At 70.6% G+C, this 25,527-nt stretch carries 23 protein-coding genes, 1 tRNA gene and 1 pseudogene; 13 read left to right on the forward strand and 12 right to left on the reverse strand.

The genetic code is table 11. The annotated features are described in order from the left end of the window. The first annotated feature begins 48 nt into the window (after positions 1-48). Positions 49-2,196 (forward strand): UvrD-helicase domain-containing protein, encoded by a 2,148-nt coding sequence (locus ACZ7KF_RS08880; RefSeq protein ID WP_471070503.1) that lies wholly within the window; start codon positions 49-51, stop codon positions 2,194-2,196. A gap of 552 nt (positions 2,197-2,748) precedes the next feature. On the opposite strand, the gene ACZ7KF_RS08885 is transcribed toward ACZ7KF_RS08880, so the two are convergent. The 8 genes from ACZ7KF_RS08885 to fusA all read right to left on the reverse strand — a co-directional run bounded on the left by ACZ7KF_RS08885 (position 2,749) and on the right by fusA (position 13,757). Continuing rightward, a complete protein-coding gene (locus ACZ7KF_RS08885; RefSeq protein ID WP_471070505.1) occupies positions 2,749-4,623 on the reverse strand; it encodes a discoidin domain-containing protein in 1,875 nt (624 codons plus the stop codon). A 131-nt stretch (positions 4,624-4,754) separates the two neighbouring features. Then, positions 4,755-6,119 carry a GH1 family beta-glucosidase gene (locus ACZ7KF_RS08890; protein ID WP_471070507.1) on the reverse strand — a complete coding sequence of 455 codons (1,365 nt, stop codon included), beginning with the start codon at positions 6,117-6,119 and terminating at the stop codon, positions 4,755-4,757. A gap of 29 nt (positions 6,120-6,148) precedes the next feature. Beyond that, on the reverse strand, positions 6,149-6,988 hold the full coding sequence (locus tag ACZ7KF_RS08895) for a carbohydrate ABC transporter permease (protein WP_471070956.1): 840 nt from the start codon (positions 6,986-6,988) through the stop codon (positions 6,149-6,151). 13 nt (positions 6,989-7,001) lie between these two features. Then, positions 7,002-7,988 carry a carbohydrate ABC transporter permease gene (locus ACZ7KF_RS08900; RefSeq protein WP_471070509.1) on the reverse strand — a complete coding sequence of 329 codons (987 nt, stop codon included), beginning with the start codon at positions 7,986-7,988 and terminating at the stop codon, positions 7,002-7,004. Positions 7,989-7,993: 5 nt separating this feature from the next. Next, positions 7,994-9,307 carry an ABC transporter substrate-binding protein gene (locus ACZ7KF_RS08905; protein WP_471070511.1) on the reverse strand — a complete coding sequence of 438 codons (1,314 nt, stop codon included), beginning with the start codon at positions 9,305-9,307 and terminating at the stop codon, positions 7,994-7,996. Between the two features lie 138 nt (positions 9,308-9,445). Beyond that, positions 9,446-10,660, reverse strand: a complete 1,215-nt coding sequence (locus ACZ7KF_RS08910; protein ID WP_471070513.1) for an MFS transporter — start codon at positions 10,658-10,660, stop codon at positions 9,446-9,448. Between the two features lie 228 nt (positions 10,661-10,888). Continuing rightward, on the reverse strand, positions 10,889-11,485 hold the full coding sequence (locus ACZ7KF_RS08915; RefSeq protein ID WP_471070515.1) for a TetR/AcrR family transcriptional regulator: 597 nt from the start codon (positions 11,483-11,485) through the stop codon (positions 10,889-10,891). Positions 11,486-11,711: 226 nt separating this feature from the next. Next, on the reverse strand, positions 11,712-13,757 hold the full coding sequence (gene fusA / locus ACZ7KF_RS08920; protein WP_471070517.1) for an elongation factor G: 2,046 nt from the start codon (positions 13,755-13,757) through the stop codon (positions 11,712-11,714). Between the two features lie 828 nt (positions 13,758-14,585). On the opposite strand from fusA, the gene ACZ7KF_RS08925 reads away from it, so the two are divergent. From ACZ7KF_RS08925 to ACZ7KF_RS08965, 9 genes are all read left to right on the forward strand, one after another. Then, positions 14,586-14,795, forward strand: coding sequence for a hypothetical protein (locus ACZ7KF_RS08925; RefSeq protein ID WP_189418471.1), 210 nt, complete (start codon positions 14,586-14,588; stop codon positions 14,793-14,795). Then, the gene (locus ACZ7KF_RS08930) at positions 14,779-15,291 is read left to right on the forward strand and encodes a DUF6879 family protein (protein ID WP_471070519.1); all 513 of its coding nucleotides are present in this window, start codon (positions 14,779-14,781) and stop codon (positions 15,289-15,291) included. Before ACZ7KF_RS08925 ends, ACZ7KF_RS08930 begins: the two co-directional genes overlap by 17 nt. Then, on the forward strand, positions 15,288-16,121 hold the full coding sequence (locus ACZ7KF_RS08935) for a helix-turn-helix domain-containing protein (RefSeq protein ID WP_471070521.1): 834 nt from the start codon (positions 15,288-15,290) through the stop codon (positions 16,119-16,121). Before ACZ7KF_RS08930 ends, ACZ7KF_RS08935 begins: the two co-directional genes overlap by 4 nt. A 257-nt stretch (positions 16,122-16,378) precedes the next feature. Then, the gene (locus ACZ7KF_RS08940; RefSeq protein WP_471070522.1) at positions 16,379-16,516 is read left to right on the forward strand and encodes a hypothetical protein; all 138 of its coding nucleotides are present in this window, start codon (positions 16,379-16,381) and stop codon (positions 16,514-16,516) included. Positions 16,517-16,530: 14 nt separating this feature from the next. Continuing rightward, positions 16,531-17,718: a cupin domain-containing protein gene (locus tag ACZ7KF_RS08945; protein WP_471070524.1), complete on the forward strand. Its 1,188-nt coding sequence runs from the start codon at positions 16,531-16,533 to the stop codon at positions 17,716-17,718. Then, the gene (locus ACZ7KF_RS08950) at positions 17,715-18,620 is read left to right on the forward strand and encodes an aldo/keto reductase (RefSeq protein ID WP_471070526.1); all 906 of its coding nucleotides are present in this window, start codon (positions 17,715-17,717) and stop codon (positions 18,618-18,620) included. The genes ACZ7KF_RS08945 and ACZ7KF_RS08950 overlap by 4 nt, the downstream gene beginning before the upstream one ends. After that, positions 18,601-19,455, forward strand: a complete 855-nt coding sequence (locus ACZ7KF_RS08955) for a hypothetical protein (RefSeq protein ID WP_471070528.1) — start codon at positions 18,601-18,603, stop codon at positions 19,453-19,455. Before ACZ7KF_RS08950 ends, ACZ7KF_RS08955 begins: the two co-directional genes overlap by 20 nt. A gap of 149 nt (positions 19,456-19,604) precedes the next feature. Then, entirely contained in the window at positions 19,605-19,772 is a 168-nt protein-coding gene (locus ACZ7KF_RS08960) for a hypothetical protein (RefSeq protein WP_471070530.1), read from the forward strand. After that, complete coding sequence (locus ACZ7KF_RS08965; RefSeq protein WP_471070532.1) at positions 19,769-20,164, forward strand: hypothetical protein; 396 nt, start codon at positions 19,769-19,771, stop codon at positions 20,162-20,164. Before ACZ7KF_RS08960 ends, ACZ7KF_RS08965 begins: the two co-directional genes overlap by 4 nt. Before the next feature lie 82 nt (positions 20,165-20,246). Here ACZ7KF_RS08965 and ACZ7KF_RS08970 read toward each other — a convergent pair. Together ACZ7KF_RS08970 and ACZ7KF_RS08975 are read right to left on the reverse strand one after the other, a co-directional pair. Continuing rightward, a tRNA-Leu gene (locus ACZ7KF_RS08970) sits at positions 20,247-20,334 on the reverse strand. 339 nt (positions 20,335-20,673) lie between these two features. After that, the gene (locus ACZ7KF_RS08975) at positions 20,674-21,621 is read right to left on the reverse strand and encodes a beta-ketoacyl-ACP synthase III (RefSeq protein ID WP_471070959.1); all 948 of its coding nucleotides are present in this window, start codon (positions 21,619-21,621) and stop codon (positions 20,674-20,676) included. Positions 21,622-22,371: 750 nt separating this feature from the next. Between ACZ7KF_RS08975 and ACZ7KF_RS08980 the strand changes: the two are divergent. Together ACZ7KF_RS08980 and fdhD are read left to right on the forward strand one after the other, a co-directional pair. Beyond that, positions 22,372-22,491: pseudogene (locus ACZ7KF_RS08980) on the forward strand (2Fe-2S iron-sulfur cluster-binding protein); the annotation flags it as partial. 11 nt (positions 22,492-22,502) lie between these two features. Then, on the forward strand, positions 22,503-23,351 hold the full coding sequence (fdhD, locus tag ACZ7KF_RS08985; protein ID WP_471070534.1) for a formate dehydrogenase accessory sulfurtransferase FdhD: 849 nt from the start codon (positions 22,503-22,505) through the stop codon (positions 23,349-23,351). A 97-nt stretch (positions 23,352-23,448) separates the two neighbouring features. Here fdhD and ACZ7KF_RS08990 read toward each other — a convergent pair whose 3' ends face one another. Then, entirely contained in the window at positions 23,449-23,976 is a 528-nt protein-coding gene (locus ACZ7KF_RS08990; protein WP_471070536.1) for an isochorismatase family protein, read from the reverse strand. 19 nt (positions 23,977-23,995) lie between these two features. Next, a complete protein-coding gene (locus tag ACZ7KF_RS08995; protein WP_471070538.1) occupies positions 23,996-24,433 on the reverse strand; it encodes a MarR family winged helix-turn-helix transcriptional regulator in 438 nt (145 codons plus the stop codon). A gap of 129 nt (positions 24,434-24,562) precedes the next feature. On the opposite strand from ACZ7KF_RS08995, the gene ACZ7KF_RS09000 reads away from it, so the two are divergent. Next, positions 24,563-25,480: a quinone oxidoreductase family protein gene (locus tag ACZ7KF_RS09000; RefSeq protein ID WP_471070540.1), complete on the forward strand. Its 918-nt coding sequence runs from the start codon at positions 24,563-24,565 to the stop codon at positions 25,478-25,480. Positions 25,481-25,527 lie beyond the last annotated feature (47 nt).

Genomic DNA, 25,527 nt, shown 5'->3' on the forward strand with positions numbered 1-25,527 from the left:
CCGCACCACAGCCCGGCCCGACAACCCGCCCGGCCTTAGGATCCACCCATGCCGCAGCTCGCCTTCGACGTCGGTTTCTTCACCGAACTTCCCAAGCTCCAGCCCCCGGTCAGGAAGGGTGTGCTCGACGCCTGGGAGAAGTTCGACCGGCTCACCCTCGACCAGGTCCGCAAGGACAAGGGGCTGCGGCTGGAAGCGCTGGAGAAGGCGAAGGACAAGCACATCCGGACCATCCGCATCGACAGGTTCTGGCGCGGGGTCCTGCTCGCCCCGTCCTCCGGGGAGACCTACGTCCTGCTGCGGGTGATGCCGCACGACGACGCCATCGCCTGGGCGGTGAAGCAGAAGTCCAGCATCAACTCGGTGACCAGGGCCGTCGAGATCCGGGACGCGGCGACGCTGGACGAGATCACGCCGGCCTACGAGCAGGTGGCCGCGGCCTCGCCGAAGGAGCGGCTGTTCGCGGGATTCTCCGACGGGGACCTGAAGGCGCTCGGCATCGACGACGACACGCTGCGGCAGGCCCGGTCGCTGGTGGACAAGGAGCAGCTGGAGGTCTTCGCACCACTGCTGCCGCAGGACCAGCGGGAGGTGCTGCAGTACCTCGCCGAAGGGTTCCCCCTCCAGGAGGTGTGGCAGGACATCGTCGCGCCCGCCCTGCAGGCGTCCGCACAGCCGGTGGACACCCAGGACTACGAGACGGCCATCCGGCACAGCCGGGCGCGTATCGCGCTGGTGTCGGCCCCCGAGGAGCTGCGCGACATCCTGGAGAAGCCGTTCGCGGCCTGGCGGGTGTTCCTGCACCCCTCCCAGCGGAAGGTCGCCTACCGGGCGTCGTACTCGGGGCCCGCCCAGGTGACGGGCGGGCCGGGCACCGGCAAGACCGTCGTGGCGTTGCACCGGGTCAAGCACCTGCTGGGGTATCTGCGCGACGGCGACCGTATCCTCCTGACGACGTACACGAACGCGCTCGTCGACGCGCTCCGCTCGGGTCTGGAGTCCCTGGTGGAAGACCCGGAGCTGCGCGGGCGGGTGGACATCTCGACGGTGGACGGCTTCGCGAGCCGCGTCGTCGCCGAGGTTCCGGGCGCGGTGGCGCTGCGGCCGCTGATGGACAACGAGGAGGAGAGCCGCTGGGGCAAGGCTGCCAAGGCGGTGGGCTTCAGCGGCAGCGCGCAGTTCCTCGCGCAGGAGTACCGGCACGTCATCCTGGCCCAGGACATCAGGACTCCGGCCGAGTACGAGACGGCGGACCGGCGCGGCCGCGGCAGCCGGCTGGCGGCGGCCGAGCGCCCCCTGGTGTGGGAGACGGTGCAGCGGTTCACGGCCGATCTGGCCGCGGACGGGTCCCGCACCTGGCTGCAGACGTGCGCGGAGGCGGCACGGGTGCTGACGGAGCGGGGTCCGCGGTACCGGCACGTCGTGGTGGACGAGGCGCAGGATCTCCATCCGGTGCAGTGGCGTCTGCTGCGCGCGGCCGTTCCCGCCCGTCCGGACGATCTGTTCCTCGCGGGTGATCCGCACCAGCGCATCTACGACGCGAAGGTGTCGCTGAAGTCGCTCGGCATCAAGGTGGCCGGGCGGTCGGTGAAGCTGCGCAAGAACTACCGCAGCACGCAGGAGATCCTGCGCTGGTCCACGGCCCTGCTCGTCGGTCGCCCCATCGCCCAGCTGGAGGACGAGGGCCGTGAGGACACGCTGCTGGGCTACCGCTCCGCGCTGCACGGTGACGGTCCGGTCGTGCACGCGGCGGCCGGCGAGGAGGCGGAGCTGGACGCGCTGGTCGCCCGAGTGCGGACGTGGCTGGAGGCAGGTGTCGGTGCCGGGGAGATAGGTGTCTGCACACGGTTCAACAAGATGTGCGCGAAGGCCGTGTCGCGTCTCAAGGCGGCGGGTGTCGCCGCCGCACCGCTGCGGTCCGCCGGCGCCGGCGGGGACGGCGAGACCGTGCGGGTCGGCACCATGCACTCGTTCAAGGGACTGGAGTTCCGGTGCGTCGCGGTGATCGACGTGAGCCGCGAGTCGCTGCCCTTCCCGAAGGCGGTGACGCCCGCCGCCTTGGACGCCAAGCAGCACGAGACGGACATGATGTCCGAACGCTGCCTGTTGTTCGTCGCCTGCACCCGGGCACGGGACAGCCTGTACGTCTCCTGGTCCGGCGAGCCGAGCCCCTTCCTGGTCGAAGCGGGCGTGTGAGAGACCGGCGGGCCTCCCGGACAGGCGGCTCGCGTCGCGGCGCGGTCCGGGGACCCGCCGAAGGACGCGCAGGGCACGGTGCGAGGACGGAACATGGCGAGTCGGGCTTCGGTGCCACAAGAGGCGAAGGCCCCGGGACGTGCCCCGCACGCGGACGAACCGCTGGGAGGAAATGCCTCTACGAGTGGTCGAGCGATGCCGTCCGGGCGGCTGCGCCTGACGGCTGTGCACAGGGTGCTGAGCAGCAAGCGCCTGACGTGGCAGACAGACAGCCGCCGCAAAGGCAACACGTACGTCGAACCCCACGAGCGCGGCGGCAAACAACCGGAGGCGCAGGGACGGGCTGTCGGCTGGCGGATGCTCTGCGGCAGGCCCTGAGGCGCAGGACGGCTTCCCGGTTCAGCGGGAAGCTGTCCTACGGTTCCTCGGGGAAGGCATCCATGGTGGCCAGACAGTCGGGCCGACGGGCGGCGACGGCGCTGTGGACGAGTTCACCGCCGGTGGCACACCATGCACCGTCGACGTCGGTTGCGGTATCCGCCGCCGTGGCGGCTACCCCTTCTGCTCCACCCGCACCCAGTCGATCTCGGCCTGGGCTCCCCCGGCCGCGATCTTGTCGACGCTGGACTGCGGCAGGCCCCAGTAGGGGCTGGTGACCTTGTTCCAGCCCGCCGGGTAGGCGCCGCCGAGGGCGAGGTTGAGGATCACGTACTGGTTGTGGTCGTAGACCCACTTGCCCCGGGTGGACTCCAGCTTGTTGCGGGTCGTCTCCTGTACCGGACGGTCGTCGACGAGGAAGCGCATCGCCGTCGGGGTCCATTCGACCGCGTAGGTGTGCCACTGGTCGGCCGTGCCGCCGTTCGGGTAGGTCTGGCGGGCGCCGATGTTGCCGTCGGCCGAGTAGCCGGGGCCGTGCAGGGCCGAGCTGGTCCAGTCCGCGTAGCCGATGTTCTCCATGATGTCGGTCTCGCCGGAGGCCGGCCAGGAGACGGCGGGGTCGTCGACGTTGCTGCCGAGGAGCCAGAAGGCCGGCCAGAACCCGTCGCCGACCGGCAGTTTCATCCGGGCGCTGACCTTGCCGTAGGTGAAGTCGAAGTGGGTGTTGGTGTCGATGCGGCCCGAGGTGAAGTCGTAGGTGCCGCCGCCCGCCTTGGTGCATCCCTTGCAGTACTTCGCCTTCAGGACCAGGCTGCCGTCGCGGGTGCTGATGTTGTCGGCGGAGTCGACGTACGCCTGGGACTCGCCGTTGACCGGCCCCATCTCCGTGCCGGTGCGCACGACCCGCCACTTGGAGCGGTCGAGGGCGGCTCCGGTGAAGTCGTCGAAGAACGTGGTGCGGTAGGAGCCCGACGGGTCGGCCGGGAGCGCGGGGTAGGCGGCCGACGCGCTGCCGCCGGTGCCCCAGACCTGGAACTCGTAGAGCGAGTAGCCGAACTGTGCGGTGGCGGGTGCGGGGTTGTAGAAGGAGCGGCGTTCCTTGCCGAGCATGCGGACGTAGCGGCCGGTCGCGGGCGAGGGCAGCTTCACGGTGTCGTGCACGCCGGCCGCGTCGGACGGCGCCTTGACGTTCGCGCGGCGGGCGGCGATGTCGGCGGCCGAGGGCTCGTAGACGGTGCGCCAGGTGCGGTTGTCGTCGGAGACCTGGATGAGGTAGTCGACGGCGTAGGCGGACTCCCAGTACAGGTCCACCGTGTCGATGCTGGACTGCGCGCCCAGGTCCACGGAGACCCAGCGGTCCGTGTTCCAGTCGCTCGACCAGCGGCTCGTGTCGCCCCTGAGGTCCGCGGGCCAGCCGCCGTCCGTGAGAAAGGCCGGTGAGTGGCCCGCGTCCTGGTAGTAGTTGGAGTACGCCGGATGGTTCAGGGCCAGGTTGGTGCGGGTCGTCGACGCGGGGGCCGGTTCGCCGCCGTAGACCTTGAAGTTCCACAGGGAGTAGCCGTAGGGCGTGGCCCGTTCCAGGCCGCGCAGCCGGATGTAGCGGCCGGTGACCTCCTGCGGATGGGTGTGCGCGGTGACCGAGCCTCCGGTGCCCGCGGTCTCGGTGTAGAAGGGCGTCCAGTCGGTGCCGTTCTTCGACGCCTCCAGGACGTAGCGCTTGCCGTAGGCGGCCTCCCAGTCGAGGACGACGCGGTCGACGCGGATCACGGAGCCCAGGTCCAGGCGGATCCAGGCGTCGTCGGCGAAGTTGCTGGACCAGCGGGTGGCGCCGTTGCCGTCGAAGGCGAGGCCGGGGGCGGCGCCGGCGTTCTCGCTGCCGGAGGCGGTGACGGCGGCCGGGTTCGCCGCGTAGGCGGCGGCCGCCCGGTCGGTGTCCCAGGTGACGGCGGTCGGGGCCGCGGAGGCGGGGGCGGCCAGGAGCGGACCCGATGACAGCAGGGCCGTGGCGGCCAGGGCCGCGAGCAGGGGACGGCGGACACGGGATGGCATGCGGCTCTCCTCGTGGGGTGGAGGTGCACTTCCTTGATCGATCTATGTCACGTACATGACAGATACGTACGGGTGTGCGGGCCGGTGGACACGGGCTCCCTCCTCGTGTCCACCGGCCGTCCGGGCCCGGCTCAGGCGGCCCGGCGATCCTGACCGCGATGGACGCGGACGATGTCCGCGTACCGGCGGCCACTGCCCTTGATCGTGCGGACCTGGGTGCGGTAGTCGACGTGGACCAGGCCGAAGCGCTTGTCGTAGCCGTAGGCCCACTCGAAGTTGTCCAGCAGGGACCAGGCGAAGTAGCCGGCCAGCGGGGCGCCCTTGCGGACGGCCGAGGCGCACGCGGCCAGGTGGCGTTCCAGGTAGTCCTGGCGCTCGGGGTCGTCGACGCTGCCGTCGGGGCGGACGACGTCCGGGAAGGCGGAGCCGTTCTCGGTGACGTAGAGCTTGCGGGCGCCGTACTCCTCGGTGAGCCGGATCAGCAGCGTCTCGATGCCGGACGCGTCGATCTCCCAGTCCATGCCGGTGCGCGGGACGCCCTCGCGCCGGACCGAACGGGCGAACGGCGCGGGCCCCTCGGGGTCGTCGGCGACGTACGCCGGGAAGTAGTAGTTCAGGCCGAGCCAGTCCAGCGGGGCGGCGATGGTCGCCAGGTCGTCGTCGCCGACGGGCGGTTCGACGCCGTAGGTCTCCACCATGTCGGCGGGGAAGCCGCGGCCGTGCACCGGGTCGAGCCACCAGCGGTTGACGTGGCCGTCGTGCCGGCGGGCCGCCGCCACGTCCTCGGGCCGGTCGGTGGCCGGGTACACGGTGGAGAGGTTGTTGACGATGCCGACCTGCGCTCCGGGCGCGGCGGCGCGGATCGCCTGGGTGGCGAGGCCGTGGCCGAGGAGCAGATGGGACGAGGCGCGGACGGCGGCGCCGAGGTCGGTCCAGCCGGGCGCCATCTTGCCTTCCAGATGGCCGATCCAGGCCGAGCAGGAGGGCTCGTTGAGAGTGGCCCAGAGCTTGACGCGGTCGCCGAGGCGGGCGGCGACGGCCGAGGCGTACTCGGCGAACGCGAACGCCGTGTCCCGCTCGGGCCAGCCGCCCCGGTCCTGGAGCGCCTGCGGCAGGTCCCAGTGGTAGAGGGTGACCGACGGGGTGATGCCCGCCTCCAGCAGGGCGTCCACCAGCGCGTCGTAGAAGGCGAGCCCCTCGGGGTTCACCGGGCCGGTGCCGCCGGGGACCACGCGCGGCCAGGCCACGGACAGCCGGTAGGCGTTGACGCCGAGTTGCCGCATCAGGCCGATGTCCTCGGGCCAGCGGTGGTAGTGGTCGCAGGCGACGTCGCCGTTGTCGTCGTTCGCGATCTTCCCCGGGGTGTGGGAGAAGGTGTCCCAGATGGAGGGCGCGCGGCCGTCCTCGGCGACGGCTCCCTCGATCTGGTACGCCGCTGTGGCCGTGCCCCACAGAAAGTCGTGCGGGAAGGCGGCGAGGTCGATGGGTTCGGACACGGAAGTCCCTTCGGGATCAGGGGTGTGGGTCACTTGACGGCGCCCGCCGTCAGACCTGCGACGAGATAGCGCTGCAACAGCAGGAAGCCGGCCACCACGGGCACGCTGACGACCAGCGAGGCGGCCATGATCTGGTTCCAGTAGACGTCGTTGAGGGTGGAGTAGCCCTGGAGGCCGACGGCGAGGGTGCGGGTGGTGTCGTTGGTCATGACCGAGGCGAAGAGCACCTCTCCCCAGGCGGTCATGAAGGCGTACACGGCGACCGCGACGATGCCGGGGACCGCGGCCGGTACGACGATCCTGAGCAGCGCGCCGAGGGGGCCGCAGCCGTCCACGAGTGCCGCCTCGTCCAGGTCGCGCGGCACCGAGTCGAAGTATCCGATCAGCATCCAGATGGAGAACGGCAGCGAGAAGGTGAGATACGTCAGGATCAGCCCCGCGCGGGAGCCGAACAGGGCGATGCCGGTGGCGTTGCCGATGTTGACGTAGATCAGGAAGAGCGGGAGGAGGAAGAGGATGCCCGGGAGCATCTGCGTCGACAGCACGGTGACCGTGAAGACCCGTTTGCCGCGGAACTCGTAGCGGCTGACGGCGTAGGCGGCGAACACCGCGATGACCACCGAGCAGACGGTCGCCGCGCCGGCCACGATCAGCGAGTTCACGAAGTACTTCGCGAGCGGCACGGTCGACCAGATGTCGATGTACGGGCGGAAGGTCAGCCCGCTCGGCAGCCAGCGGAACTTGCCGCTGACGTCGGCGAGGGGCTTCAGCGAGCTGGAGACCATCACGTACACCGGGATCAGCACGAAGCCGGCCAGCAGGGCGAGGAAGATCCGGCGGGACCACACGAACGAACGCGGCGGCGCCATCGGCGAGTTGACGCTAGACATCGGCGGCCCTCCGTCCGCGGGACGTGACCAGCAGGTATCCGCCCGTCACCACGAGCAGGAAGAGCAGCAGCAGGACGGACATGGCCGAGCCGGTGCCGAAGTTCCAGGTGACGAAGGAGGACTGGTAGATGTGCACCGAGATGAGGTCGGCGGCCTCGGGGGCGGACTTGCCGAACAGCACGTACGGCGTGTTGAAGTCGTTGAACGTCCACAGGAACAGCACCAGCACCAGCACCTGGTTGACCGGGCGCAGCGACGGCAGGGTGATGCGGCGGATCTGCTGCCACATCCCGGCGCCGTCCAGCGCGGCGGCCTCGTACAGCTCCCGGGGGATGTTCTGCAGCCCGGCCGTGACGATGAGGAACGCGAACGGCCAGCCCTTCCACACGGACACGGTCAGCAGGGCGTAGAAGCTGTTGTCCCCGATGAGCCAGAAGGACCGCTCGTCGGTGAGGTGCAGCTGGTCGTGCAGGACGTGGTTCACCAGGCCGTTGTCGTGCTGGAACATGAACACCCAGGTGATGACGGCCGCGTAGACGGGCAGCGCGTACGGCACCAGGAACAGTGCGCGCAGCAGGCCGCGCCCGCGGAAGGTGTCCTGCATGAAGACCGCGGCGGCGGTGCCGATGAGCCAGCACAGGCCGACCGACAGCAGGGTGAACCCGACGGTGACGCCGAACGAGTGCAGCAGCGCCTTGCCGACGGGGGCGTCGAAGTCCACCGACACCTTGTAGTTGTCGAGGCCGCTCCAGGGGGCGGTGCCCCAGTCGCGGATGTAGAACTGGGTGAGTTCCTTGAAGCTCATCACGATGCCGATCACCATCGGCACCAGGTGGACCAGGAGTTCGAGGAGCAGGGCGGGCAGGAGCAGCAGGTACGGCAGGGAGACGCGGCGGATCCACCCGGTGCGGCGGCGAGGTTCGCGCGCCGCACCGGGGGACGTGTCGCGCACCGGTTCCTTCAGTGCGGTGGTCGTCATTCCGTTCACGCCGCCGGCATCTGCTGCTGGGCCTTCTCCAGCTTCGCCTTGACCGAGTCGACGGTCACGGCGCGGCCGGCGGCGGCGTCCGCGAACAGCTCCTTGACGGCCGTGCCGACCGTCGTCTCGAACTGCGACTCGGACGGCACCTGCGGCAGTGCGGCGGCGCTGGTGGCGAGGGTGTTCTTCAGCACCGCGGTGGCGGGCGCGCCGAACGCCGGATCCTGCTGGGCGGTCCTGACCGGCGGGATGGAGCTGTACGCCGTGTTGAGGAGCTTCTGTTCGGCGTCGGACGTCATGAACTTCACGAACTTCGCGGCGCCGTCGAGATTGTGCGTGTTCTTGAAGACGGCGATGTTGATGCCGGCGACCATGGAGTTGGTCTGGGTGCCGGTGCCGGGGGTGCCGGACCTCACCGGCACCGGCGCGATGCCGTAGGCGTCCTCGCTCATGCCCTGGGACTTGAGGTTGGCGGCGGCGGACTGCCACAGCAGCATCGCCTGCTTGCCCTTGGCGAAGTCGCTGACGGACTGGTTCTGCGCGTACTCGGCGTCGCCGGTCGGGATGACCTTGTCCTTGGCCATCAGGTCGACGTACTGCTTGACGGCGTCGACCACCTTGGGGTTGGTGAAGTCGGGCTTGCCGTCGGCGGTGAAGAAGTCCGCGCCGTGCTGCCTGGCGAAGACGAAGACGTGGTGGACGTTCTCCGAGAGGTTCGAGCCCTCGGCGCCCAGCACGGACTTGCCCTTGGCCTTGATCTTCTTGCCGTCGGCGACCAGCTCGTCCCAGGTGGCCGGGGGCTTGCTGATCCCGGCGTCGGCGAAGATCTGCTTGTTGTAGTAGAGCGCGTACGCCATCGAGTACAGCGGCACCGCCGCCGGGTCCTTGTCCGGCACGCCGGTCGAGCCGAGCGCGGAGTCCACGAACCGGTCCTTGCCGCCTATCTTCGCGAAGTTCTTCTGGTCCCACGGGAGCAGCGCGCCGGTGGCCTGCAGGGAGGCGCTCCAGGTGTTGCCGATGTTCAGCACGTCCGGGCCCTGGCCCGAGGTGGTCGCGGTCAGGATCCGGTTGAGCAGATCGGACCAGGGCACGACCTCCAGCTTCACCTTGATGCCGGTCTGCTTCTCGAACTTGTCGAGTTCGGGCTGGAGGACCTTCTTGTCCACGGCGATGCTGGCGCCCTGGTTGGATGCCCAGTACGTCAGCGTCTTCGGGGAGTCGTTCGACCCGCCGCTGGCCGATCCGCCTCCGCAGGCCGTGGCCGCGAGGGCGAGTGACAAGGTGACGGCGCCTACGGCGGCGGCTCGGATGCTGCGCATGGCTCCCGGTGTCCCTTCGGGGGTTGCACTCATGACTTAATTTAGGACGTGAGTTAATCCGCACGAGGGCCGATCGTCAAGGGATTCGGCAGCACGATCCGGTCCGGTGGGCCGCGGACTCGTGTCAGCGGCGCCGGATCAGCTCTCGCGCGCGGATTCCCGCACCTCCGGCGCCGTACCGCCGCGCGCCACCGCGGTCCCCCGCCGCGCCGTCATCGCCCCTGCGCCGGGGCGCAGTTCGGGCAGGACGGTGAGCAGTCCGACGGCGGCCAGGGCGGCGCCGAGCCACAGCGGGGCGCGCAGGCTCCAGAGGTCCAGGGCGACGGCACCGAGGGACGAGCCGATGATGACGCCGAGCGTGATGAAGGAGGAGTGGACGGTGTTGACCAGCGCACCGGCGTTGCCCGCGCGTTGGACCCGGGTGACCATGGCCGGGTTCATCGTCACCCCGGCCAGGCCGATGCCCAGCATGCAGACCACCGCCGCGGCGGGTGCGCCGGCGAAGAGGGCGAAGCCGGTCAGGAAGAGCAGGTTGAGCAGCAGGCCGACGGCGAGCACGGGCAGGGTGTACCGGTCGGCGAGCCGGCCGACGACCGTGTTGCCGACGACGGTGGCGGCGCCGTACGCGATCAGCAGCAGCGGGACCGTCCCGGCGGAGAAGCCGGCGAGTCCGGTGAGGATGGGGTGGAAGTAGCTGAAGGCCGCGAAGGTGGCGCCGATGATCAGTGTGCTGGTGACCAGCGCCAGCCACAGCCGGGGCCGTGCGAAGACCCCGGCCTCGGCGCGCAGCCCGCCGCCCGGCTCGGAGGCGAGCCGCGGGACGCCGGCCGCGGTGGCCGCGGCGGCGACCAGGGCGAGCACCGAGACGGCCCAGAAGGCGGCCCGCCAGCCGAGCCGTTCGCCGACCAGGGTGGCCAGCGGCAGTCCGAGCAGGGTGCCCAGCATCAGGCCGTTCAGGGCGACGGCGACGGCCCGGCCCCGGACCTCGGGGCGGGTGAGCCGGGCGCACAGTGAGATGGCGACGCCGAAGAAGGCCTGGGAGGCGACGCCGGTGACGACACGGGCGACCAGCATGGCGGCGTAGCCGGTGGCGGTGGCGGCGAGCACGTTGCCGGCCAGGAACACGGCGAAGAGCACGAGCAGGGCGGTGCGCGGCGGGAGTTTCCTCACCGCCACGGTGAGGACCGGCCCGCCGAGGGCCATGGCGGCGGCGAACGCGGTGATGAGGTAGCCGATCCGCGGGACGGTGGCGTGCAGGCCGGCGGCCATCTGCGGCATCAGGCCGGCGACCGCGAACTCGCTGGTCACCATGGCGAAGATGCCGATCGACAGCACGTAGACGGCACGGGGCACGGCGGGTCTCCTTCGGGGCGGGCTCGCGCGCGGGGCACGGGCGTGACGGATCGATCGGTACGAAAGCGCCGGTCGATCGGCTCGCGGAGCCGCGGATCGATCGAACGGGAAGCGGGCATCGGTCGGCCGGGAGTCGCTGGACAGAGGTAGTTATGGATCGAGGAGTCCAAAATAAGGGCACCGGAAGAGCCGCGGACGACGGCTCCGCGCGGGGACTTCCGGGTGGGCTCAGGCGGTCAGGACGTCCAGGGCGATCGCCGCGATGGACTCCAGGGCGGCGCGATCGGCACCGCCCTGCGCGGAGACCCGCAGCCCCGCGACGGCGGCGTTGAGGAACCGGGCCAGGTCGCCGGCGTCCCGGGACGAGGTGATGCTGCCGTCGCGCCGACCGGCCTCGACGGCCGCGCGCAGCGAGGCCAGCCGGGCGGCCGTGTCGCGTTCCAGCATCCCGGCCGCGTCGGCGTCCCGGCCGGCCAGTTCGACCGTCGTGTTCACGGTGAGGCAGCCCAGGCTGCGGCCTGCCGGACGGTTGCGCGCGTCTCCGTCGAGCACCAGGGCGAACAGGGCGCGGACACGGTCGGCCCCCGTGCGCTCCGGGTCCTCCAGCGCGGCCAGCTGGGACGCGTTCATGGTGGTCATGTAGTGGTGGAGGGCGCGCTGGAACAGGTCGCGCTTGCTCTTGAAGGTGTTGTAGATGCTGCTGCGCCCCAGCCCGGTGGCGTCGCACAGGTCCTGGGTGGAGGTGGCCTCGTAGCCCTTCTCCCAGAACGTGCGCATCGCCGCGTCCAGGGCCCGCTCCTCGTCGAACATCCTCGGTCGCGCCATGATCGGAGCGTACTGGTTTTGGATCGGCCGTTGCAATATGACGGGGCGGACTCCGCTGACGGCCCGGACTCCGATGACCGCCCGGACTCCGGCGACGGCCGGGACGCCGGCAACGACCCGGACGCCGGCGACCGCCCGGACGCCGGCAACGACCCGGACGCCGGAGCCCCCGCCCCCACGAGCACCGTGGCTCATGGGGGCGGGCCGCGCCGTCAGTGGTCGCCTCTCACCGGGCCGGCGCCTGTGCGTAGCCGGCGGGCCGGCTGGTGAAAGTGCCGCGGCCCTGGGTGCGGCTGCGCAGCCGGGTCGCGTAGCCGAACAGCTCGGCCAGCGGCACGGTCGCGGTCAGTACGGCCGCGCCGCCCCGGTTCTCCGAGCCGCCGACCCGGCCGCGCCGGGCGGCCAGGTCGCCGAGGACCCCGCCGACCGCGTCCTCGGGCACGGTCACCGTGACCTCGGCGACCGGTTCGAGCAGCGCGACCGTACACGCCCGCAGGGCCTCGCGCAGACCCAGCCGGCCCGCCGTGCGGAAGGCCGTGTCGGAGGAGTCCTTCACATGGGTGGAGCCGTCGGTGAGCGTGACGCGCAGCCCGGTCACCGGGTGCCCGTCGAGAGGTCCCTCGGCGAGCGCGTCCCGGCACCCGGCCTCCACCGCGCGCACGTACTCCTGCGGCACCCGCCCGCCGACCACGGCGGACCGGAACGCGAAGCCGGTGACTCCCGGTTCCGGGCCGAGCGGCTCCACATCGAGGACGACATGCGCGAACTGCCCCGCCCCGCCGTCCTGCTTGACGTGCCGGAACACGAAGCCGCGCACACCGCCGACGACGGTCTCCCGGTAGGCGACGCGTGGCCGGCCCACGGTGACCTCCGGCCCGCCGTCACGGCGGATCTTCTCCACCGCGACCTCCAGATGGAGTTCGCCCATCCCGGAGAGCACGGTCTGACCGGTCTCGGCGTCGGTGCGCACCACCAGCGAGGGATCCTCCTCGGCGAGCCGGGCGAGCGCCGTGGCCAGCCGGCCGGTGTCCGTGCCGCGCCGGGCCTCGACCGCCACGGACACCACGGGCTCCGCGGCCACGGGCGGCTCCAGCAGCAGCGGGGCGCCGGGGTCGCAGAGCGTGGCGCCGGTGCGGGCCGACTTCAGGCCCGCGAGCGCGACGATGTCACCGGCGACCGCCCGGTCCAGCTGGACGTGCCGGTCCGCCATGACCCGCAGGATCCGCGCCACCCGCTCGGTGCGCCCGCTGCCCGGGTCCCACACCGTGTCCCCCTTCTCGACCGTGCCCGAGTAGACGCGCACGTAGGCCAGGCGCCCGGTGGCGGTCGCGTTCACCTTGAACACGAGGCCCGCGAAGGGCGCGCCGGGATCGGCGGCCCGCCGCTGTTCGGCGCCCCGGTGGACACCGCGTACGGCGGGCACGTCCAGCGGCGACGGGAGGTAGGCCACCACCGCGTCCAGCAGCGGTTCGATGCCGCGGTTGCGGTAGGCGGAGCCGCACAGCACGACCACGCCGTCGCCGCTGCGGGTGAGGTCGCGCAGGGCGGCGGTGAGGGTCGCGGCGGAGAGCATCTCCCGGTCGCAGAACTCCTCCAGGGCGGCGGGATGGCGTTCCGCCACGGCCTCCTCCAGCGCGCGCCGTCGTCGTACCGCCTCCTCGCGCAGTTCCTCGGGCACCGCCCCTGCCACGGCCGCGCTCTCCCCGTCGCGCCACACCAGGGACCGCATCCGCACCAGGTCCACGACTCCGGTGAAGCCGTCCTCGGCGCCGATCGGCAGCTGGACGACCAACGGGGTGGGATGCAGCCGGTCCCGGATGGAGGCGACGGCCCGGTCGAGGTCGGCGCCGGCGCGGTCCAGTTTGTTGACGAACGCGATTCTGGGGACGCCGTGCCGGTCGGCCTGCCGCCAGACGGACTCGCTCTGCGGTTCGACCCCGGCGACGGCGTCGAACACGGCGACGGCCCCGTCGAGGACGCGCAGCGACCGCTCGACCTCGTCGGCGAAGTCGATGTGACCGGGGGTGTCGATGAGGTTGATGCGACGGCCGTCCCAGGCGCAGCTCACCGCGGCGGCGAAGATGGTGATGCCGCGGTCGCGTTCCTGCGGGTCGAAGTCGGTGACGGTGGTGCCGTCGTGCACCTCGCCCCGCTTGTGGGTGGTGCCCGTCGCGTACAGGATCCGCTCGGTGACGGTGGTCTTGCCGGCGTCGACGTGGGCGAGGATGCCGAGGTTGCGGACGGCGGTGAGGGTGTCGAGGTGCGTGCGCACGGCCCGGTGCCTTTCGGGAAGTGGTGCTCGAGGAAGGGCAGCGCGATTCCCGTGTGCCGGACGGGGCCGACGGTTCGGCGGCGGCCGGGCGGGTGCCGGGCGGGCCGCCGGGGTCAGCGGGGCGTCACGGGCATCCGGTGCCGGCCGCGCAGCGGGCACCGGACGGACGAGGACACCAGGATCACCTCGGAGCGTGCGGGGGGAACGACGACGGCGGTACGGTCACGCACGGCCCGGCTCCCCTCGGTTCCCACGGCTGATGAAGCGCGCTACCGCGGTGTCGGTGCGGCGCGCGTGGCGAGTCTAGGAAAACGATCAGCGGACGGGTACCGGTTTTTCTCCGGCCCCGGAACGGCCCCGCTCCGCCGACGAAGAAACCCCTGGGCAACGAAGAAACCCCACGGCCGAAGCCATGGGGTTTCTTGTCTGTGTCCGAGGGGGGACTTGAACTCTCCACTCGGGCACCAGCTCCCAACCGCTCTGAACTGGGGAAACGCCCGTCGACAGGATTGATTTCGGCGGGCGTTTCTCCTGTTCTTTCCTGCTGTTTCAGGCCCTCTCGGGCCCCTGTTGGTCATGCGCTGGTCACGTGACCGACCCTCCTACGAGGAGTCCGTCCCCGGTCCGGCTTCCCGGACGGCGCCACGGGCTACGCCCAGTCCGCACGGGCACGTGCGCGACCGCGTACCGCGGGGGTGGGCCGGGGCGGTCGCCGCCCTGTTTATGCAAGGACACGCATAGTCGCGTTCACGCATAGACGCGTGACACCGCCCCCTCTAGTGTCGTTGGGCAGGCGGCCCAACGGGGCCGGAGCAAGGGGGGTTTGGCATGTCCGAACGTTCGGCACTCACCCGGCTCACGGGCAACGGCAACGGCGAGTGCGGAGAGAAGGACTGCCCGAACGTGTACCGCACGGCTACCGGATCGTTCGTGGTGCAGGGCGACGTGTCCGACGCCTTCACTCCGCCCTCCGGGGAAGGGCTCGTGGAAATCCCCGAGGCGGTTCTCAGGGAGGCATTCCGTGCACTTGGATGGTGACGCGTGGAATGACTGCTTCGATTCCATGGAGCGTGAGGCGTGGCGGCTGGAGACGCTGCCCGCCTACACCATGCCCCCGGAAGCGGAGAAGCTGAAGCGCTTCCTCGCCGGGGAGAAATCCCCCGACGATTACACGTCGGCATGGATGGACGAGGTTCGGCAATGGACCTCGGAAGGAAAGAGCGTCGGCAGGGTACACGTCGTGACCCGCCCACTCTCGGACTACCTCCGGTTCGAGTTCGAGTATTACTACCGGCACCACGTGAAGGTGGGCGAGGATATCCGCATCCTCGACCTCACCGACCGGGAGAACCCGGGACTTCCGGGCCAGGACTTCTGGATGTTCGATGAGTCCAAGGTGGTCCTGATGAACTACCGGGCGGACGGGACGCAGATAAACCGAGAGCTGCACGAGGGCGATCCCGAACCGTACCGGCAGTGGAAGCGAATTGCCGTTGCCGAGTCGGTTCCATTCCTGGAGTACGTGAGCGGGTGACGTTCGACCCTGAGCAGATGGGCCAGCCCAAACAGGAACTGGCGGCCCTTCTGAAAGAACTACGCAAGCGAGCCGGCCTCACTGGGGACCGGCTCGCTCGGCGTTGCAACATGTCCCAATCGAAGATCAGTCGGATCGAGAACGGGAAAGCTCAGCCGAGCCTGCTGGACCTGGAAAGAATCCTCCGGGCTGTTGTGGCTCCGCCCGAGGTCATCGAGGAGGTCATCGCCCTCGCGCGGCTGGCCAACACCGAATGGCAAGACCTGCGCTCGCTGCGCCGTAGGGGCCTTGAGAAGAAGCAGACCGAACTTGCAGCCTTCGAATCCTCGTCTACGGAATTCCGCTTCTTCCTGCTCTCGATGATTACGGGACTACTTTCCACGCCTGAGTACATCCGGGCCAGCCTTGCCCATTCTCCGGCCGATGTCACCAAGACGATCGCGAGGAAGCTGGAGCGGCAAGAGGTTCTTTACGATACGAAGAAGCGGTTTACCTTCATCCTGACCGAGCAGGCTGTGAGGTGGCCGCTCCTGCCCCCGGCCGCGATGGCCATGCAGATTGACCGGCTGGCCTCACTTACCCACCTTGCGAACGTGAAGCTCGGCGTTATCCCCATCGCGGGATACAAGCCCATGGCACCCATGGACACCTTCACCGTCTATGACAACACGCTGGCCACTGTGGAGAACACGACCGGGGTCGTGATCCTGAGAGATCCACGAGACATCGAAATGCATCTCGAACTGTTCTCCACGCTGGAGGGTTACGCGTTGTTCGGGGAGGAAGCGCGAGCCTTGTTGGCGGAGTGGTCTACCGCTTGCCGTTCATGATCTTTAGCCCATGACGGGAAAGAACTACACAGCCGCCGATTTCTGGGCCAATGATTTCCCCCATGGTGGCGACCGAGCGAGACGAAACGAGGAACCGCGACGGCGGACGCATGCCTCTGCGGGTGTCATACGACGGCGGCCGGACGTACGGCCCGGTTCGTGAGGTGGCTGTCCGGTAACCGCCGGGCTCGCCGTTGTCCCCCTTTGCTTCCCGCCTGATCCCGGGCGGGAGTCCCCGAGAAGAGAGAGGTAGTCCGATGGTGGAAGAGAACACCGGTTCGGTGGCCCCCGAGGGGCGTGGTCTGCTCGTCGCGAAGCGGAAGATCGTGGCCGCGCGCACTCGTGCCGAGCAGGAGTCGGACGTCAGCGGTGGCCGTTCCGACGGCAACGACTGACGGGAGCGCCCACGTTGCTTGATGCAGCCTCGTGGGCGGGGCGTCTGGGCGGGGACGAGTTCCTCGCCCAGACGTACCACCGCTCGTACGCACACATCCCCGGAGGCACCGACACGGCGGGCCTGTTCTCCTGGGACGACCTGAACCGAATCATCGCCACACAGCGGCTGGAGCCGCCCCGGCTGCGCCTCTCCGTCGACGGCGAGATGGTCCCGCTCCACCGCTACGCCATCCCCACCACGAACCGCCGAGCGGTCACCTGGTCCCGCATCCAACCGTCCGACTTCCACGCCCAGCTCAGGGACGGGGCGTCGCTGGTACTCGACGCGGTGGAGAAGATCCACCCCGCTGTGGGGGCGGCTGCGGAGGGGCTGGCTCGCTTCCTCGGGACTTCCGTGCAGGCCAACGTGTACGCCTCGTGGACCGAGCGGGAGGGCTTCGGCCGGCACTGGGACGACCACGACGTGGTGGTGGTCCAACTGCACGGCTCGAAGCGGTGGCGCCTGTGGGGGATGACCCGTGAGGCACCGACCTTCCGGGACGTGGAGTCACCGGAGGAGCCGGAAGGCGACCCCCTGGCGGACCTCGTTCTGTCCCCGGGTGACGTGCTCTACCTGCCGCGCGGCTGGTGGCACTCCGTCACCGCTGACCAGGGGACGGAATCCCTTCACCTCACCTTCGGCACGGTCACACACACGGGCGCTGACCTGATGGTCTGGGTCGTGGACCAGCTTCGGGCGTCCCTCGCGCTCCGCAGGGACATCCCGCGCTTCGGCTCGCTGACGGAACAGGCCGACTTCACCGACGCCCTGCGCCATGAGGTGGCCTACATGATGGCGGCCCCGCGCCTCGTGGAGCGGTGGGCGGAGTCGATCGACACGATCGACCTGGGCCACGCGATTCCGTCCCTGCCCTACGTGGACGGCCTCCCCGCACGGTCGGAGATCACGGTCAAGCTGACCGCTCCGCGAGGGCGCCTGACGGCGAACCCGGCAGAGGGCACGGTCACCTTCTCGGCGGCCGGTACCGCGTGGGACTTCGCCGAGTCCGCCGCTCCCGCACTGGGCACGCTGCTGACCAACCAACCGGCCACGTTGGGCGAGATGGCCGACTCCGCCGGACTGGAGGTCAAGGAGGTAGCCGAGCTGGTCTCCGTTCTCATCGAAGGCCACGCCGTCGCAGTCGTGGGGACGGCGCTGTGACCGCCGCGCTCTCTCTGGGGACATACCGCGTGCGTGATGTCAGTCAGGCGGCACGCACCGCCCTGGCCGCCGGTAGCCCCTGGGTGGACACGGCACCCAACTATGCCCACGGTCGGGCGCACGAGGAACTGCGCCCGCTTCTCAGGGAGTACCCGACCGTGCGGGTAGCCACGAAGGCAGGGTTCCTCACAGAGGAACAGAGCCGCGCCGCACTGGCTGACGGCGTGCTCACCCGGGAGGAGGCGGCCAGTAGGCACAGCCTTGAGCGGGGCTTTGTCCGCTGGCGGACGGAGCGCTCGCTGGCCACGCTCGGGCGCGTGGACCTGGTGTTCGTGCACAACCCGGAGCATGACGGCCAGGGCCTTGACCGTGCGGATCCGCATGGGCGTGTGCGGGAAGCCTTCACGGCGCTGGAGGAGTTCGCCCACGCGGGCAGGATCGGCGGGTACGGCGTCGCCACATGGTCGGGCCTGACCTCCGGAGCCTTCAGTGTTCCCGAGCTGCTCACGCTCGCCCGGCAGGCGGCGGGTTCAGCCGAGCACCACTTCACGGGCTTGCAGATGCCCATCAGCCTGATCATGGATGCCCCGATCACGCAGGCCCTGAACGGTGGCGGACCACTGGTGCAGGCGAAGGACGCGGGGCTGATCACGTTCGGCTCCGCGCCCCTGCACGGCGGCGCGCTCCTCGATGCCATGACACCTGAACTGGTGAACCTCATCCGCCCTGGCTCGTCGGCCGCAGCCGCTGCCCTGCTGGCCGCTGGCTCGTGCCCTGGCCTTGATGTCGTCCTGACTTCCGCGAGCACCCGTGAACACTGGGACGATGCGGCGAAGGCTCTGGCTGCGCCTCTGACGGCCCAGGAACTCAGGAGGGTGACGGATGAACTCGCCGGTGAATGAGGATGTGCAGGCCCTGATGGAGGCCGCCCACGACCGGGCGGCCAAGGTACTGGGTCTCACCTGTACGGGGTCGCTGGCGTGGGGCTTTCTCGGTGTCACCCTCGGACGCCGAGCGGGGGACCGGTGGCTGCGGGTGAGCCGGACGGCGAAGAGGAACGCGGGCAGGAAGCGGGGGGAGGGCATCGTCGGCGCCTCCGAGCTGGTGCCTGACGAGGTCCCTCGTCCCCGCCTGTACGAGGTGCACGACTGGACTGACGGCGAGTGGGCTTTCGAGGCGGAAGTCCTCGACTACGTGACGCAGCCGATCGTGTCCCCGAACCGAGCCGACATCGACCACGACCCGGGGTTGCCTGACGAGTGGTGGGCGGACCTTCGCCGAGCCCTTGCCCTGCTCGCTGAAGTGGAGGGTGTGAAGACGACCGTCGGAGACGGGTGGATCGAACGGGCCTTCCCCCAGTTCCTCGGCATCCCGGCCCCCGACACGGTGGAGCGGGTGACCGGTCACGGTGACCTGCACTGGGGCAACCTCACCGTTGCGCCCCTCTGCCTGCTGGACTGGGAGCGGTGGGGCTTGGTGCCCTTCGGCTATGACGCTGGGCTCCTTCACGCCAACAGCCTGCTCGTTCCCGACGTAGCCGCCCGCATCCGCGGGGAGTTCGCGCCGACCCTCGACACCCCGGTCGGCCGAATCGGGGAACTCGCGGCTCTGGCCGAGATGCTGCAAGCCGTAGCCCGTGGCTGGTATCCCGACCTTGCACCCCGGCTCGTTGCCCGAGCGGAGGCGCTCACCGGTGTTCGCCCACCCGTTCCGGTGCGCTCCGAGGTGAGCGCCTGACTGCGCCCCCGTGCGCCTGTCTCAGGCGCTCTCACCGATGTGCCGGTACAAAGCGAAAGATCCCCAGCGTCTTGGCGATGGCGGTGACGCTCTCTCCCTTACCCCCCGCTACTGGTTAGGCCGGGAGCACAAGAAGCCGCCGCAGCGAAGTGCTGGGGTGGAAGTGGTCGCTCATCCACTGGGATGAGTGCGCCATCGAACTGGCCTGGGTCGTGGTCGCGGAAGGCAACACCTACCGGCTGCGCAAGTTCACCAAGGACGGAGACGACAACGCGATCAGCTACGTAGACCAAGCCCTGATGAACGTCCTCAGATGAACGTCCTCAAGTGGCAGAAGGAACGCCAGGACGCGGAGCGGGAACGCCTCGGGGATCTCCGGGTGGACCATGACCTCGTGTTCGCCCGCGACGGCTTCAAGCTGTACCGGGGCGAGGCAGGCGGGCCGCAGGACCCGGAGAAGGTGTCGGCCCGCTGGCGGACGGCACGCAACCGCCTGCACCTGCCGGAGCACTTCCGGCTGCACGACTGGCGGGCATCGAAGATCACGAACGATCTCGACAACCACGAGAACCCGGTAGAGGTCTCGGCCAACGCCCGGCACCACTCGCCGGGCTCCACCATGGCGCGCTACGGCAGGCGTCGCGCCGAAGGGGCGAAGAAGCTGGCCGCTTCCAGCACTGCCCGAATCGGCCTGTCATCCCTGGTCTGACCAGAAGTTCGCTCGGCTGTTGGTGGTTGGTCACACCGCAGCCAGAGAAACAGAAAAACCCCAGGTCAACTGGGGTCTTTGCTGGTGTCCGAGGGGGGACTTGAACCCCCACGCCCGATAAAGGGCACTAGCACCTCAAGCTAGCGCGTCTGCCATTCCGCCACCCGGACTAGGTGTCTGCCGCCTTGCGGGGTGTGTTCCCCGCGGCGACATGGACAACAATACCAAGGTTTCGGAGTGCGTTTCACCTGCGTATCCGTCCGTGGGGCGGCGGCACGGGCGGTCCGGACCGCCGCATCGCGGACCGTATGCGGTCTGCGAGATGCCGCGTACGCGGCGTGAGGGATCACGGCATGAGCCGGCGTTCCGGGACGTTCCCGGGCCGCCGCTCCCCCGCCGCGGCTCCCCGCCTCCCGGCCCCCTTCACGGTCTGCTCCGCCGACCGCCCGGCGGGGTGCGGGCAAGCACGCACGGATCCGGCCGGGATCGCTCCCGAGCCCCTCGGGCTCTCACGGGCAGCGCACGACCTGCCCGGCGTACGACAGGTTCCCGCCGAACCCGAACAGCAGGACCCGGTCGCCGCTGCTGAGAGCGCCCCGTTCGACCAGCTTGGAGAAGGCGAGCGGAATGCTGGCGGCCGAGGTGTTGCCGGACTCGGTGACGTCGCGGGCGACCACCGCGTTGACGGCGCCCAGCTTCTCGGCCAGCGGCTCGATGATCCGCAGGTTGGCCTGGTGCAGGACGACCCCGGCGAGGTCCTCGGGCGCCACCCCGGCCTTCGCGCAGGCCTGCCGGGCGATGGCGGGCAGCCGGGTGGTGGCCCAGCGGTAGACGCTCTGTCCCTCCTGCGCGAACCGCGGCGGCGTGCCCTCGATGCGCACCGCGTGGCCCATCTCGGGCACCGATCCCCACAGCACCGGCCCGATCCCGGGCTGCCGGTCCGGCCCGCACGCCTCCACCACGGCCGCCCCGGCGCCGTCGCCGACCAGGACGCAGGTGGTGCGGTCGGTCCAGTCGGTGACGTCGGACATCTTGTCGGCGCCGATGACGAGCGCCCGGGTCGCGGCGCCCGCCCGGACCGTGTGGTCGGCGGTGGCGAGGGCGTGGGTGAAGCCGGCGCAGACGACGTTGACGTCCATCGCGGCCGGCTGGGGAATGCCGAGGCGGGCGGCCACCCGGGCGGCGGTGTTCGGGGAGCGGTCGATCGCGGTGGACGTCGCCACCAGCACGAGGTCGATGTCGTGCGGCGCGAGTCCGGCAGCGGCGAGGGCCTTGGCGGCGGCGTGCGCGGCCAGCTCGTCGACGGGCTCGTCGGGGCCGGCGAGGTGCCGGGTCCGGATGCCCACCCGGCTGCGGATCCACTCGTCGCTGGTGTCGACCATGTCCGCCAGGGCGTCGTTGGTGAGCACCCTGGCGGGCTGATAGTGACCGATGGCGGCGATGCGCGAGCCGTTCATGTCGGGGGTCCCCTCGTGCCGTGTGTTGCGGGATCCACCAGTCTGATCAGTGACTCGCGAGTACGGCGGCAGGTGATGCCACAGGAATCGGGCGCCCGGGTTGTCGGCTTCCCTGAGGCCCTCGGACGCCCGAACACTCAGCCCGTGAACAGCTGTGTCGCCTTCCGCGCCGGCTCGTACACGCCGTAGGCCAGGGGTTCCGCCACCCAGAGCCAGGACAGGGCGATCAGCCCCGCGGTGAGCAGCCGCCCGTGGACGGCGCCGACCTGGTAGGTGCCGAAGAGGTTCTTCAGACAGGACGCCGAGGGTCACGAAGGCAATGCCGGTGGTCATGCCCGGCCGGTCCGGGAACCACTTGATCAGAGGGGAGACGGGCGAGATGCAGCCGATGCCGAGGCCGATCCCGCCGACGAAGCCGTAGCCGAGGACGATCAGCCGGTACTGCCGCGTCTCGGCGCCGAGCGCGGAGACGCGGAAGCCGGAGGAGAAGCAGACGAGGGCCAGGGTCATCGCCCATCGCGGCCCGTTGCGCTCGACGAGCGTGCCGCCGAACGCGGCCGACAGCCCGAGCATCACGATCGCCGGCTGGAAGGGGAGCGCGCTCCGGGTGCCGTCGAGATCCAGCGCGTCCTGCGGGGCGGCACGCACGCTCACCCTCCGTGTGCAGGACGCGGGCACGCACGCTCACCCTCCGTGTGCAGGACGCGGGCACGCACGCTCACCCTCCGTGCACAGGACGCGGCACGCCCGCTCGCCCTCCATGTGCAGGACAATGAGAGCGTCGAGGTCACCTCGCCGCACGGCTGCCCGGTGACCCGCGGCAACCTCAGCATCAAGGGCCGTTTCGGCTGCCAGCACGTACAGAACCGGGGCATCAGAACATGGGACGAGTCACGGAACGACGCAAGGTCCTGCGTATCCGGGACGGGGCGGTCTCCACCCGGCCGGACACGCTCGTCGCCGAGGAACCCCTGGAGATACGCCTGAACGGCAAGCCGCTCGCCATCACCATGCGCACACCGGGCGACGACTTCGCGCTGGCGGCCGGCTTCCTGGTGAGCGAGGGCGTCCTGGCCACCGGGGCCGATCTGCAGAACATCGTCTACTGCGCGGGGGCGACGGCGGACGGCTCCAACACCTACAACGTGGTCGACGTGAAGACCGCGCCGGGCGTCGTCCTCCCGGACTTCGGCCTGGAGCGGAACGTCTACACGTCCTCCTCGTGCGGGCTGTGCGGCAAGGCCAGTCTGGACGCCGTGCGGACGACCACGCGCTGGCCGATCGCCGACACTCCCCGGCTGCGGGTCACCCCCGAGCTGCTGGCGGCCCTTCCCGACCGGCTGCGCGCGGCCCAGCGGGTGTTCGACCGGACCGGGGGCCTGCACGCGGCGGCCCTGTTCAGCGAGGACGGGGAGCTGCTGGACACCCGGGAGGACGTGGGCCGGCACAACGCGGTCGACAAGCTGGTCGGACGGGCGCTGCAGAGCGACGCGCTGCCGCTGTCCCGGACCATTCTCATGGTCTCCGGCCGGGCCTCCTTCGAGCTGGCGCAGAAGGCGGTCATGGCGGGCATCCCGGTGCTCGCGGCCGTGTCGGCGCCGTCGTCGCTGGCGGTGGACCTGGCCGCGGAGACCGGTCTGACCCTGGTGGGCTTCCTGCGGGGCAGCTCGATGAACGTGTACGCGGGCGAGGACCGGATCGCCCTGCGGGAGGCGGCCGCCCACGGCTGACCGGTTCCCCGCTGCTCGGCGGCGGGGAACCGGCCGCCGGGGAAGCACCCCCCCGGGGGGCGTCGTGGACCGGGAGGCGGGCCGCCGGTGCGGTCCGTCAGCCGAGGGCGGCGCGGATCCGGGAGGCGGTGGTGACGGTGCCCAGCCGGGGGAAGTCGAGCCGTACGGACGCCTCGTGCTCCGCGCCGGTGAGGGCGGCCATGGCGTCCTCGGCGAAGACGAGGTCGTAGCCGAGGTCGGCGGCCGCTCGGGCGGTGGACTCGACGCCGAGGTTGGTGGCGATGCCGCCGAACACCAGCGTGGTGACGCCGCGTTCGCGCAGCCGCTCGTCCAGTCCGGTGCCCTGGAAGGCGCCGACCGTCCGCTTGACCACCTCCAGGTCGCCCTCCCGGAGCAGGCCGGGCACGAGTCCGCTGCCGGGGGGCTGTTCGGCGACGGCGGGACGCTCGACCCGTACGAGCACGACGAGGGCGCCGGCGCGGCGGAAGGCGTTTGCCAGTTCCTCGGCCGTCGCGAGGACTTCGGCGCCTTTACGGGGTTCCAGGGGCAGCGCGACGACGCGTTCCATCAGGTCGACGAGGACAAGGGCGGCGCGCTGCGGATCGGGCACGAGGGCTGCGGTCATGACGGAACGTTAACCGCCGTCAGCCGTCCGTGCCGGAAATCCGGATCAACAGGCCCATGAACTGATCGCGTTCGGCGGCCGACAGCGGGGCGAGCAGTGCGTCGTTGGCCTCCTGGGCGGCCTTCTCGCAGCGCACGAGGAGCCGGGCGCCGTCGTCGGTGAGGGAGACGGCGTTCTTGCGCCGGTCGCGGGGGTCGGGGGCGCGGACGGCCAGACCGGCGGACTGGAGGTCGTTCAGGACGCCGACGAGGTCCTTGGGGTCGAGGCCCACGCTGCGGCCGAGGTCGGCCTGGGCGACCGGGGCGAGGTCGCGGAGGGCGGACAGGACGACGTGGTGCCAGAGTTTCAGCCCTTCGGCCGCGAGGGCGTCGGCCACCAGGGCGCGGCCTCGTGCGGCGGCCCGGCCGAGGAGCCAGCTGGGCAGCGAGCGGATCGCGGGCAGGGGTGCTTCGGCCATGGCGGCAGACTATCCGAAGAATCATTGGACTTCCCAACGAAGCCCCCTTACCGTGGGGACTCCCCATGAATTCGTGGGTATTCCCAACGATCGACCGCGCCGGGGCACGCCCGGCGTCCGGAGGTTCCGATGCGCCGAGTCCGCTACACGTCCGTGGGTGGCCCGCTGTTCCTGGAGGAGGCCCCCGTCCCGGAGCCGGGCCCCGGAGAGCTGCTGGTGCGCTGCGAGGCCGTGGGCATCACCCTGCCGATGGTCCGCAAGGTGACCGAGGCCGCGGAGCCGGTGACGCTGGGCGGTGAGGTCGCGGGCGAGGTGGTGGCCGCCGGCGAGGGCGTGACCCGCTTCCGCACCGGCGACCGGGTGACGGGACTCTGCTTCGGGCACGGCTACGCCGACTTCGCCCTGATCCACGAGGCCATGGCCTCGCCGGTACCACGGGACGCGGACGCGGTGACCGCGATCGCACTGGTGCGCAGCGGCCTGGTGGCGCTCGGCGTGCTGGAGGCGGCACGGCTCGCGCCGGGAGAGTCGGTCCTCGTCACGGCGGCGGCGAGCGGCGTCGGGCATCTCGCGGTGCAGCTGGCACGGACGCGGGGCGCTGGACGCGTACTGGGCGCCGTGTCGGGTGCGGACAAGGCGGACTTCGTCCGCTCGCTCGGCGCGGACGACTGCGTCCGGTACGACGACGACACCTGGGGGGAGCCCGTCGACTGCGTGCTGGACGCCGTCGGCGGCGAACTGCTCACCCCCGCCGTCGCCGCGCTCGCCCCGCACGGCCGGCTGGTCGCCTACAGCTCGGGCGGCGGCACCGTCCGGGCGTACGACCTGCTGGTGGGCGCCAAGTCGGTGATCGGCTTCCAGATGGCGCTGATCGCCCGCGGCCGGCCGGAGCTGTACGAGCAGTGGCGGCAGGAGCTGTGGCGGCTGTTCGCCGAGGGCGCCCTGAAGCCCGCCGTGCACGGGGAGTTCGCGCTGGAGGACGCGGCGGCGGCGCACGAGGCGGTCACCAGCCGGGCCAACCTCGGCAAGGTCGTCCTGCGACCGTAACCGCCTGCACGGTTCTTGTGACGTGCCGCACACCCAACTACCGTCGG

It is taken from the genome of Streptomyces sp. NPDC038200, assembly GCF_055600785.1.